We start from the raw sequence: 13,030 nt of genomic DNA on the forward strand, positions 1-13,030 counted from the left end.
CGTCGCAGCGTCCGTGGGCTCTAGGGTGGAGGCATCTTGCATCGCGGTGTGTGCCGCACGGCTCGTCGGGGAGGAGGCTGGGGCGGTGCTTCCTGCCCTTGATCATCGTGTCCGATAGCCTCTCCACCCCCACCCTCGTGCTGATCACGCTGATCGGTGTCATCCCGGCGCTCGCGATCTACGTCTGGACGGCCCTGGCGCTGTCTGCGGTGTTCGGCAAGATCGGCCAGGAGCCGTGGCGCGCCTGGGTGCCGATCGTCAACCAGGTCACGCTCGTGATGGTCGGGGGCATGTCGGGATGGTGGTTCCTGCTGATCCTCATCCCGGGCCTGGGGGCGCTGGCGTTCTGGGTCATCACGATCGTGGCGGTGCACCGCATCAACCGGGGCTTCGGCCTGGGCGGCGGGATGACCGCGCTTGCGGCGCTGCTGTTCCCGGTGTGGGCCAGCGTCGTCGGATTCGGTGAGCCCCGCTGGCGCGCCGCGGATGCCGTGACCGCCTCGGGCCCCGCCTACGCGCGCAGCGAGCACGTGCGCACCCTCGACCCCGCGCTGGGCGGCCTGCCGGCCACCGCGGAGCTGACGGTGCCGCCCCGGCCGCCGCTGCCCGCCCCCGCGTACCCGCCGCCGCCGCTGCCCCCCAGGGTCCCCGCCATGGCACCGATGCCGGAGCACGCGGCATCCGCCGCGGCCCCTGCCATGCCGGCGGCCCCCGCTGCGCCGGCCGCCCGACCGGCCGTGCTCGAACCCGGTGTCACAGCCACTCCGGCCGTGCCCGCCGAGGCTGCGCCGGCCCGCGCGCAGCAGCCCGCCGCGCGGTCGACCGCGTCGTCCGCCTGGGCACCGCCGCCTCCGCCCGCCCCGCCGAGCCCCACCGCGCCTGTGCCGACCGCCGCCGATGCGGTGTTCGCGCCGCCCACCGCGGGCCCGGACGCCCAGCCGGCATCCGGCCCCGTGCCGTGGAAGCCGGCGGCCGACGCCACCGCGCGACCCGCCCTCGCCGATGAGGGATTCGACGCACGCTGGGCCAGCGGCCTGGACGAGGTGTCTGCCATCTCGCAGCCGCCGCAGGGCGCGCCGGTCGCCGCGCGCCCCGTGGCGACGGGCCTGCCCGCCCTCGCCGGAGACGGTGCCACCGGTCCCGAGCGCGGTCGCACCGGCGAGGCCGCCCCCAGTGCGGCGATCGCGCCGCCGGTGCTGGCCGAACCCGCGCACCCGGTGCCGCTGCGCACCGCCCCGGTCGACATCGACCCGTCATTGCCCGCCGTCACCCGCGCGCCGGCGGGAGCGCCACGTGCCGCGAGGGCGGTGGACCCCGAGTTCCCCCTCGACACGGCGGACGAAGTCTCCGCGGTCGCCGGCGCACCGGTGGCGGGGGCCCCTCGTTCGGCGCTCAGTGCCGTCGCCGGGACCGACGCCACGTCTGTCGACGAGGGTTTCCCCGACCAGACCGTCGTCGCCCGTCGCCGCCGGGTGATGTGGACGCTGCAGCCGGCATCCGGTGCCCCGATCGACCTGACCGCCGATGTCGTCATCCTCGGGCGTCAGCCGGCATCCGACCCCGCCTACCGCACGGCTCAGCTGGTGGCCATCGCCGATGACACGCGCACCGTGTCCAAGACGCACGCCCGCCTCGAACTGCGCGGTGACCGGTGGATCGTCACCGACCTCGGCTCCACCAACGGTGTGATGCTGCCCACGCTCATGGGCACCGAGATCGAGGCGGATCCGGGTGCGGAACTGGCACCGGGGGAGCGGTTCCTGCTCGGCGACGTCGCGTTCCGGCTGGTGCGCGTCGAGGGGTGACCTGCCCCTCGTTTGACCACCACACCGCTCGCGCGTATCATTGACCGGGTGTGCGCATTGCGCGCCCTGTGTCGTGCCATGGCGCGGGACGGGTGCGGGAAGCGCCGCATCTGAGGGATCGGCCTGCGAACAGGCCACCCCCACGGCATATCCACTCACAAACGCCCGGCCACTTCGCGCCGCGCCGGTGGATCTGTGGTGAAACCACTTCGCTGTCACCGTGCAGCACAACAAGGAGAGAACGTGCCAACCATTCAGCAGTTGGTTCGCAAGGGGCGCTCGCCGAAGGTCACCAAGACCAAGGCACCCGCGCTGAAGGCGAACCCGCAGCAGGCCGGGGTCTGCACCCGCGTCTACACGACCACGCCCAAGAAGCCGAACTCGGCTATGCGCAAGGTCGCTCGTGTCAAGCTTCGCAACGGCACCGAGGTCACCGCTTACATCCCCGGCGAGGGCCACAACCTGCAGGAGCACTCGCTCGTGCTCGTGCGCGGCGGTCGTGTCAAGGACCTCCCGGGTGTGCGTTACAAGATCGTCCGCGGCGCCCTGGACACCCAGGCCGTCAAGAACCGTAAGCAGGCTCGTAGCCGCTACGGCGCAAAGAAGGGTTGAGTTAGATGCCTCGCAAGGGACCCGCCCCGAAACGCCCCGTCGTCAACGACCCGGTCTACGGCGCACCTATCGTCAGCCAGCTGGTGAACAAGATCCTCGTCGACGGCAAGAAGTCGATCGCCGAGTCGATCGTCTACACCGCCCTGCGCGGCGTGGAAGCCAAGAACGGCCAGGACGCTGTCGTCACCCTCAAGAAGGCGCTCGACAACGTGCGCCCCACCCTTGAGGTCAAGAGCCGCCGCGTCGGTGGCTCGACCTACCAGGTGCCGGTCGAGGTCAAGCCTCACCGCGCCAACACGCTTGCCCTGCGCTGGCTCGTCAGCTACGCGAAGGGTCGTCGTGAGAAGACGATGACCGAGCGCCTCCAGAACGAAATCCTGGATGCCTCGAACGGCCTGGGTGCCGCGGTCAAGCGCCGCGAAGACACTCACAAGATGGCCGAGTCGAACCGCGCCTTCGCCCACTACCGCTGGTAAACCCTCGACTGGCTCGGGGACCGGCCGCAAGGTCCGGTCCCCGAGCCGCGTCGGAGGGCACCGCCCCCGCGACATCCGTCACTACACGTAAGGAATACCCCGTGGCACAAGACGTGCTCACCGACCTCAACAAGGTCCGCAACATCGGCATCATGGCCCACATCGATGCCGGCAAGACGACGACGACCGAGCGCATCCTCTTCTACACGGGCGTCAACCACAAGCTCGGTGAGACGCACGACGGCGCCTCGACCACCGACTGGATGGAGCAGGAGAAGGAACGCGGCATCACGATCACGTCGGCCGCCGTCACCTGCTTCTGGAACAACAACCAGGTCAACATCATCGACACGCCCGGCCACGTCGACTTCACGGTCGAGGTCGAGCGCTCGCTGCGCGTCCTCGACGGCGCCGTTGCCGTCTTCGACGGCAAGGAGGGCGTCGAGCCCCAGTCGGAGACCGTCTGGCGTCAGGCCGACAAGTACGAAGTGCCCCGCATCTGCTTCGTCAACAAGATGGACAAGCTCGGCGCTGACTTCTACTTCACCGTCGACACCATCATCAAGCGCCTCGGTGCCAAGCCCCTCGTGCTGCAGTTGCCGATCGGTGCCGAGAACGACTTCGTCGGCGTCATCGACCTGGTCGAGATGCGCGCACTCGTGTGGCCCGGTGACTCCAAGGGTGACGTGACCATGGGCGCCAAGTACGAGGTGCAGGACATTCCCGCCGACCTCGCCGAGCGTGCCGCCGAGTACCGCGAGAAGCTGCTCGAGACGGTCGCCGAGACCGACGAGGTCCTGCTGGAGAAGCACTTCAGCGGCGAGGGCCTCACGGTCGCCGAGGTCAAGGCCGCCATCCGCAAGCTCACCGTCAACGGCGAGCTGTACCCCGTGCTGTGCGGTTCGGCGTTCAAGAACCGCGGCGTGCAGCCCATGCTCGACGCGGTCGTGGACTACCTCCCCTCGCCCCTGGACGTGCCGGCCATCGAGGCCCACGACCCCAAGGACGAAGAGAAGATCATCGTGCGTCACCCCGACGCGAACGATCCGTTCGCGGCGCTGGCGTTCAAGGTCGCCGTGCACCCGTTCTTCGGCCGCCTCACCTACATCCGCGTCTACTCCGGTCACCTGGAGTCCGGCGCACAGGTGGTCAACTCCACCAAGGGCAAGAAGGAGCGCATCGGGAAGATCTTCCAGATGCACGCCAACAAGGAGAACCCGGTCGACTCGGTCACCGCGGGCAACATCTACGCCGTGATCGGCCTGAAGGACACCACCACCGGTGACACCCTGGCCGACCCGCAGCAGCCCGTCGTGCTGGAGTCGATGACCTTCCCCGAGCCCGTCATCGAGGTCGCCATCGAGCCGAAGACCAAGGCCGACCAGGAGAAGCTGGGTCTTGCGATCCAGAAGCTCGCCGAAGAGGACCCGACCTTCCGCACCGAGCTCAACCAGGAGACCGGTCAGACGGTCATCAAGGGCATGGGCGAGCTGCACCTGGACATCCTCGTGGACCGCATGAAGCGCGAATTCCGCGTCGAGGCGAACGTCGGCAAGCCCCAGGTCGCGTACCGCGAGACCATCCGCAAGGCGGTCGAGCGTCACGACTACACGCACAAGAAGCAGACCGGTGGTTCGGGTCAGTTCGCGAAGATCCAGTTCGCGATCGAGCCGCTGGACCTGTCGGGCGATAAGACGTACGAGTTCGAGAACAAGGTCACCGGTGGCCGCATCCCGCGCGAGTACATCGAGCCGACCAACCAGGGCTTCCAGGACGCGATGAACGTCGGTGTCCTGGCCGGCTACCCCATCGTGGGTGTCAAGGCGATCCTTCTCGATGGCGCCTCGCACGACGTCGACTCCTCGGAGATGGCGTTCAAGATCGCCGGCTCCATGGGCTTCAAGGAGGCTCTCCGCAAGGCGAGCCCCGTCATCCTCGAGCCGCTCATGTCGGTCGAGGTGCGCACGCCCGAGGAGTACATGGGCGATGTCATCGGTGACCTGAACTCCCGTCGCGGCCAGATCCAGTCGATGGAGGATGCCGCCGGCGTCAAGGTCGTGCGGGCGCTGGTGCCGCTGTCCGAGATGTTCGGCTACATCGGTGACCTGCGCTCGAAGACTTCGGGCCGCGCCGTCTACTCGATGGAGTTCGACAGCTACTCCGAGGTTCCTCGCGCAGTGGCCGACGAAATCGTCCAGAAGAACAAGGGCGAATAACCCTGGTGCCGGGGGCTCGCCTCACCTTCGCGGTGAGCTCCCGGCATCCACCCAACTGAATATCGACCTGTCTACTAGACTGAACCAATCCCCGTAGAGCCCCGGTCGCAATCCAGCGCCCGTGCACTACACGACTGTCCTGAGGAGGACCCAGTGGCTAAGGCCAAGTTCGAGCGGACCAAGCCGCACGTCAACATCGGAACCATCGGTCACGTTGACCACGGCAAGACCACGCTCACCGCGGCGATCTCCAAGGTGCTCGCCGACAAGTACCCGTCGGCCACCAACGTGCAGCGCGACTTCGCGTCGATCGACTCGGCCCCCGAGGAGCGTCAGCGCGGCATCACCATCAACATCTCGCACGTTGAGTACGAGACCCCCAAGCGTCACTACGCGCACGTCGATGCGCCCGGTCACGCCGACTACATCAAGAACATGATCACCGGTGCCGCTCAGATGGACGGCGCGATCCTCGTGGTCGCCGCCACCGACGGCCCGATGGCTCAGACGCGTGAGCACGTGCTGCTCGCCAAGCAGGTCGGCGTGCCGTACCTGATGGTCGCGCTGAACAAGTCGGACATGGTCGACGACGAGGAGATCCTGGAGCTCGTCGAGCTCGAGGTGCGCGAGCTTCTCTCCTCGCAGGACTTCGACGGCGACAACGCCCCCGTCATCCGCGTCTCGGGCCTGAAGGCCCTTGAGGGTGACGAGAAGTGGGTTCAGTCGATCGTCGAGCTCATGGAAGCCGTCGACGAGTCGATCCCCGACCCGGTGCGTGACAAGGACAAGCCGTTCCTCATGCCCGTCGAGGACGTCTTCACCATCACCGGTCGTGGCACGGTCGTCACCGGCCGCGCCGAGCGTGGCACGCTGGCCATCAACTCCGAGGTCGAGATCGTGGGTCTGCGCCCGACGCAGAAGACGATCGTCACCGGTATCGAGATGTTCCACAAGCAGCTCGACGAGGCATGGGCCGGCGAGAACTGTGGTCTGCTCCTGCGCGGCACCAAGCGTGACGACGTCGAGCGTGGCCAGGTCATCGTGAAGCCGGGTTCGGTTACGCCGCACACCGACTTCCAGGGCACCGCGTACATCCTGTCGAAGGAAGAGGGCGGCCGTCACAACCCCTTCTACACGAACTACCGCCCGCAGTTCTACTTCCGCACCACGGACGTCACCGGCGTCATCTCGCTGCCCGAGGGCACCGAGATGGTCATGCCCGGCGACACCACGGACATGACGGTCGAGCTGATCCAGCCGATCGCCATGGAAGAGGGCCTCGGCTTTGCAATCCGTGAGGGTGGCCGCACCGTCGGCGCCGGCACGGTGACCAAGATCATCAAGTAACTCTTCGAGTTCCTTCACGAAACCCCCCGGAGCGATCCGGGGGGTTTTGTGCGTCCGGGCGCTTTCGTGCACGTGTCGACGGGTGCCGCAAGCCCCCTTGACGGGTCCATGGGCGGTTTGTAGCTTGTCCATGAGCTCGCGCTGCAGGCGGCCCTGGGGGGCCACATGCCGCAGAGGAACGCGTGTCTTGGGAGTCCGCTTCGGGGCTGCCCGCACGTCGACGAAAGCGACGAGGGTCTGGGATGAGCGGTATTCGGAGTGCGCGGAATCAACGGCGGGCAGAGCGACCAGGGTCGCTGCAGCGGCGGGGGCGGCGCCGCACAGGCATCGCGCTGATCGCGTTGCTGGTTGCAGGCCTCACCTTCGCGAACACCGCACCGGGCACCGCTCTGGCCGCTGTCGTGCCCCCGACCCCGCCGGTACCGGCGGAGTCGCCCGCGCCCGAGCCGCCGGCCCCGGAGGCTCCTGCCCCTGCTCCCGCGCCTGAGCAGCCGGCGCCCGAGCCGCCCCCGACCGAGGCGCCCCTGCCCGCCGAGCCCGAGGCGACCGAGCCACCCGCCACGGACCCGCCGGCAACCGCCGAGGAGCCGGCTCCGCTTGTGGACGATCCCGGAATCGTGACGCCGCTGGCTGCCGTCAGCGACTGTGTGGGGGGAAACACCGTCTGCGGCACGCTGAACATCGTGAACGTCGTGCAGGGCGGCTCGGCGACTCCGGCCGACTGGGCGCTGCGCGCCAACATCGTCGGCTCCGAGGACTGGTACGACTTCACCAGCGGGCAGTCGCGCCGCGTCGCCAAGCCCGGCTCCTACACACTGGAGGCGATCGGGACACCCGGGGTCACCGACAACTACACCACGACGCTCAGCTGCTTCCTCAACGACACCAGCGGGACCACCCGCCTGCAGTTCACCGAGGCCGAGGCCCTCGTGCAGTTCATCGGCACCGGGAACTCATCGTTGGTCGCCTCCTGCACCTTCACGCACACCTACACCGCGCCGGGCACCCTCGTGCTGAGCAAGGGCGGCGAGCGCACCGGCGCCCAGAGCGTCGCGCCGCTGGCGGGCGCCACGTTCGCGGTCTACAGCGGCGGCACGGCGACGCAGCCAGACACCAGCCCCGCAAACCTGGTCGGCACGTGCGTGACCGAGGAGAACGGTCTCTGCGAGGTGACGGTGCCCTCCGGTGCGCAGTACTGGGTCATCGAGACGGCGGCGCCGGCCGGGTACCGGATCATCGACAGTTTCGACGTCGGCACATCGACGACGGTCACCCAGCAGCCGTACCGGCTGCGCACCGACGTGATCCCGGCCGGCGAGCGGGTGAGCTACCCCGCGCAGACCGGCGGCAACACCAACCTGCAGGCGCGGGGCAGCCAGTGGGCCAACGCCGCGATCAACCCGACGCTGGCACAGACCTGCGGGCTGCGCGTAGGGCTGCTGGTAGACCTCTCCAACTCCCTGCAAAGCTCGCAGCAGGACCTGCGCAACGCGGCGGCGGGCTTCGTCGACGTCCTGGAGGGGACTCCCTCCTCCATCGGCATCTGGACCTTCGCCGGCGGTGCGCCGGCGGCGGGCAGCGCGAACACCACCCTGCCGCTCACGCCGGTGTCCACCGCCGCAGGGGCTGCCACGGTGCGCGCCAAGGCGAACAGCCTGACCGTGGTCAACACGGGCGGGTGGGAGCAGGGCACGAACTGGGACCAGGGGCTCTGGCAGGTCGCGGGGGCCAGCACAGCCGACACGCTGGACGTGCTGCTCGTCCTCACCGACGGCAGCCCCACCTACTACGGCCCTCCCGGAACCGGCTCCGGCGGCGCGCCGTCGGGCCCCGGCAACCGCACCCGCTTCGTCGAGATGGAAAACGCCGTCGCCTCGGCCAACGCGCTCAAGATCGAACGCGGCACCACTGTCGTGGGCGTGGGCATCGGACCGGCCTCGGCCGGTGAGGAGCAGAACCTGCAGGCGATCTCCGGGCCCACCATCGGTCAGGACTACTTCCTCGTCGACGGCTACGAGGATCTGCAGGCGTTTCTCGAGGAGCGGGCGCTGGGCGAGTGCGCCGGCACCGTCAACGTCACCAAACTCGTGATTCCGGCGGAGGGCGAGATCGCCGACGCGGTCCCCTCACCGGGGTGGACCTTCGACGCGGCGACCGATACCGAGGGAGTCACGCTCGATCCGGTATCCGCTGTGACCAACGAGACCGGTGCGGTCAGCTTCGCCGCCAACGACATCCCCGCCGGCGGCACGGCTGACGTCACCGTCACCGAGACGCAGCAACCGGGGTTCGAGCTCGTCCAACAGGACGGCGTCAACGCCGCCTGTACGGACACCGCAGGGACAGCTGTGCCCGTCACCGACGCCGGCGAGTTCGGGTTCACGACCACGGCGCAGCAGGGCGACATCGTCACCTGCACGGTGTACAACCGAGCACCGGAACCCACGGTGTCGCTGCGCGTGGATAAAGCGTGGGTCATCGACGGCGTCCCCTATGAGGACGGCACGCAGCCGGTGGGTAACGCCGACCTGACCCTCGACGGTGAGCCGCGCACGTTCGGCACCACCTACCCGCAGTACACCGTGGGGGACACCGTCGCCATCGGCGAAGAGGTGAGTGACCTGCCCTCCGGTTGCACCTACGAGTCGACGGGCGCCGGCGCTCACGTCATCACCCCCGACGACCCGAACGTGGTGACCGTGACGAACACCGTCACGTGCGTCACGTCGCTCACGCTGGTGAAGTCCATCGCGAACGGCGACGCGACCGTCGGCGACTTCACGCTCACCGCGTCGCCGATCGGCGGCACCGGTGTCGAGGGCCCGTCGGGCGTGAGCGGGACGACCGCGCCGGTGACCCCGGGCGTGCGGTACCTGCTCACCGAGACCGGGCCGGCCACGTATGTGCAGACCGTCGAGGAGGGGGTCACGCTGATCGACGGGGCCACCGGCAGCTGGGACTGCGTCGTCGACGGCGTCGGCGACTACGACGGCGCGGACGGCGGCGTCACCGTGTCGCTCGGGCAGGAGGTCACCTGCACGGCGACCAACCAGACCGCCACGATCGTGCTGCTCAAGCAGGTGATCAACGACGAGGGCGGAACCCTCACCGAGGATGCCTGGGACCTGACCGCCGACCCCGGCGGGGCGGTGCCCGGCCTGACGCCCACCACCGTCACCGGCGCCCCGAGCGCGACCGCGGACAACACCTTCGCCGTCAGGCCCGGCCAGAGCTACACGCTCTCCGAAGCCGGGGGCGGCCCCGGGTACCGCCAGTTCGCCCTGGAGCAGCTGGTCGCGGGGGCGTGGGTCATCGTGGATCCCACGGTCACCGTGCCCGCGCTCGGCACGAACACCTACCGCTTCGTCAACGTCGACGTCGCACCCACCCTCACCCTCGTCAAGACGGTGACCACTGACGACGGCGGCACCGCCGCCGAAACCGACTGGACGCTGTCGGCGACCAGCCCGGGCGAACCTGAGGTGACCGGCGTCACCGGCACGGAAGCGGTCACCGCGGTGCCCGTCTTCGGCGGGGTCCCGTACACCCTCGCCGAGGACGGACCCGATGGCTACACGTGGGAGTCGCTCACGTGCGACAACGGCGCCGACGTCTCACCGGCCAGCCCCACCCTGACCCTCGAGGTGGGCCAGGCCGTCACCTGCACCTTCGTCAACGACGACGTGCCCGGCTCGCTCACCCTGCTCAAGGACGTCGACAACACCCTGGGCGGCAGCGCCGAACCGGCCGACTGGGACCAGCGGCTCACGGCCCAGCCCGCCACGGGCGAGGCGATCGCCTTCGACCACGCCCAGACCCAGACCGTGCCTGCCGGCAGCTACACGCTGGCCGAGGTCGACCAGATCGCCGACTACGCGTGGACGGCGCTGTCGTGCGACACGGGCGGGGTGAGCCTCGACTCACCGGTGGTCACGGTCGCCAACGGCCAGGCCGTCACCTGCACGTTCATCAACGCTTCGATCGCCCCGACGCTCACGCTCGTGAAGAACGTCGACAACCAGGGCGGCGTCGGCTCGGCCACGCCCGAGCAATGGACCCTCAACGCCGTCGCCGGGGACAGCGATCCCCTGCTGTCGGGCGAAGGCACGCGCACCGGAGAGACCACCGCCGCCCTCTCGGGGCAGGTGGCCGCCGATGTCGACTACACGCTGTCGGAGACGTTCGGACCATCCGGATACACCGCGGGCGACTGGGCCTGCGTCGAGACCGAAGGCGGCGCCGCCTATCCGCTCGTCTCGGCCGGAGTCGTGCGGCTCAGCCTCGGCGTCGACGTCACGTGCGAGATCGTCAACACGGCGATCCGGGCGGAGGGGACGATCGACAAGCAGGTGACGGACGGTTCGCCGGTGCAGAACGCCGACGGCACGTGGACCATCTCCTACGACATCGTCGTCACCAACAACTCCGACACCTCGACGTTCATCTACAGCCTCGCCGACGAGCTGCAGTACGGCGACGGGATCACGCCGACCGCGGCCAGCTGGACCGGGCCCGACGGCACGTCCGGCACGTTCACCCTGCCGGCCGGCACCGCCACCCTCGCCACCGACGCCGCGCTGCCGACCAGCGGCGACCCGCAGGCGCGGGCGACGCACACCTACACGGTGACGGTCACGGCCGAGATCGCCGACGGCACCCAGGACGGCGACGAGTGGCGATGCGACACCGCCCCCGGTGTACCCACGGCGGGCGGCTTCCTCAACGCGGCGACGCTGTCGGCGACCGGCGAGGACGACCAGACCGTGTTCGGCTGCGCCGAGCCGGCGTTCCCGACCCTGGTGAAGACGGGCGTCGACCCGGCCACCCAGAACCCCGACGCCTCGTGGAACGTCTCGTACACCCTCACGCTCACGAACCCCGGTGCGGTGGCGGTGCAGGCGGAGCTGACCGACACGCTCCCGGCCGTGCCCGACGGGTGGATCCTCGCCGACGGGGCCTGGACGATCGCAGCCGAGGGCGACACCCCCGCCCCCGCCGCCTCGACAGCGGCACCGGGCGAGACGGCGGACGTGTGGACCGGACAACTGGAGCCGGCGGCGGTCTTCACGTACACCGTCAGCGGGGTGCTGACCCCGACCAACGACGCGGCGGACCCGGGGGAGTGTGCGACGGGCGGTGGCATCGTCAATACGGCGGGCGTCACCTCCGGCGAGATCGTGGTGGATGCCGAGGGCTGCGTGACGGTGCAGATCGCCGGCGTGACCGTCGACAAGGGCGACGGCGCGGCGCAGCAGCTGCCCGACGGGACCTGGCAGATCGATTACGTCGTGACCGTGGCCAACACCAGCGACGAGGTCGCCACGACGCACACACTCACCGACGCGCCGGCGCTGGGCGAGGGGATCAACCTGATCTCGGCAACGTGGGTCGGCGGCGCTCCGGCGCCGAACAGCCCGCTCGCGGCCGGGGCGACGGCCCAGTACACCCACCGAGTCGTGGCATCCATCGACCCCGCCGTGGAGGAGCCGTCGCTGGAGTGTGAGCCCGGCGAGGGTGGAGCCTTCTTCAACACCGTGGCGATCGCCTTCCCCGGCGGCACCGATGCCGACGACGGCTGCGCGGAGCCCGGCGGCCCCACGGTCACCAAGACCGCCGAGGCTGCCACGCCGCTCGGTGCGGGCGTCTGGGCCGTGTCCTACGCCGTGACGGTGTCCAACACCAGCGGCGTCACCGTCGCATACACGCTCGAGGATCGCCCCGACGAGCTCACCGGCGGGATCACCCTCGTGACGCCGTGGGCGGTGACCGGCCCCGTGATCGACCCGGCAGGCGCGGGCACCGCCACTCTCACCCCCGACTGGGACGGCGTACAGCAGCCGACGGTCGCGACCGGCCTGCTTCCCGACGGTGCGACCCACACCTACACCGTGACCGGACAGGTGAGCGTCGTCGGCGCCGACCCCGACGCGCTCACCTGCGGGGAGACGTCGGCGGACGGTGGCGTCTGGAACACCGCGAGGGTGGACAACGGCGCGTTCGAGGCGACGGATGAGGACTGCAGCGGACTGGTCGTGGTGCCGGTACAGCTGGAGAAGTCCGACGGCACGGTGAGTGAACTCGGCCAGGGCCGGTGGCGCATCGACTACGTCGTGACGGTCACCAACCCCGGGCTGCAGCCGACGACCTACACCCTCACCGACGCTCCCGACTTCGACACCGCGTTCACGATCCTCGCGCAGGGCTGGGTAGGGTCCCCGAGCGTCGCCGACGTGGAGATTCCGGCGGGAGGCGTGGACACCTACACCTACCGGGTGGATGCCGCGTCGACGCAGAGCCCGCTGCCCGGCACCGCGCTGGTGTGCACTGAGGACGGCGGCGGGTTCTTCAACACCGCCGCCGCAACGCACCCCGGCGGCGTGGCCGTCGACAGCGGCTGCGCGGTCCCCGTCCCGCCGGCGCCGGCACCCGCACCCGGGCTCGCCGGCACGGGCGGCACCCTGCCGATCGCGGCGACCTGGCTCGGGGGGACGACGCTCATCGGGGGCATCTTGCTGCTGATGATGCTCCGCCGGAGGCACCATCGGGCGTAGGGGTGACCGAAACCCCCCGGAGG

Annotated in this window: 6 protein-coding genes; all 6 read left to right on the forward strand. The window is 69.7% G+C overall.

What is annotated here, in order from left to right:
* The first annotated feature begins 107 nt into the window (after positions 1-107).
* Positions 108-1,805: a DUF5684 domain-containing protein gene (locus QNO11_RS02050; RefSeq protein ID WP_257509069.1), complete on the forward strand. Its 1,698-nt coding sequence runs from the start codon at positions 108-110 to the stop codon at positions 1,803-1,805.
* Positions 1,806-2,048: 243 nt separating this feature from the next.
* A complete protein-coding gene (gene rpsL, locus QNO11_RS02055) occupies positions 2,049-2,417 on the forward strand; it encodes a 30S ribosomal protein S12 (protein ID WP_018187369.1) in 369 nt (122 codons plus the stop codon).
* Positions 2,418-2,422: 5 nt separating this feature from the next.
* On the forward strand, positions 2,423-2,893 hold the full coding sequence (gene rpsG / locus QNO11_RS02060; protein WP_257509070.1) for a 30S ribosomal protein S7: 471 nt from the start codon (positions 2,423-2,425) through the stop codon (positions 2,891-2,893).
* A gap of 101 nt (positions 2,894-2,994) precedes the next feature.
* Positions 2,995-5,109 (forward strand): elongation factor G, encoded by a 2,115-nt coding sequence (fusA, locus tag QNO11_RS02065; RefSeq protein ID WP_257509071.1) that lies wholly within the window; start codon positions 2,995-2,997, stop codon positions 5,107-5,109.
* A 153-nt stretch (positions 5,110-5,262) separates the two neighbouring features.
* Positions 5,263-6,456, forward strand: a complete 1,194-nt coding sequence (gene tuf, locus QNO11_RS02070; RefSeq protein ID WP_257509072.1) for an elongation factor Tu — start codon at positions 5,263-5,265, stop codon at positions 6,454-6,456.
* Between the two features lie 242 nt (positions 6,457-6,698).
* Complete coding sequence (locus QNO11_RS02075) at positions 6,699-13,007, forward strand: SpaA isopeptide-forming pilin-related protein (RefSeq protein WP_285169607.1); 6,309 nt, start codon at positions 6,699-6,701, stop codon at positions 13,005-13,007.
* The last annotated feature ends 23 nt before the right edge of the window (positions 13,008-13,030 follow it).

The organism is Microbacterium sp. zg-B96, from assembly GCF_030246865.1.
Lineage (GTDB): Bacteria > Actinomycetota > Actinomycetes > Actinomycetales > Microbacteriaceae > Microbacterium.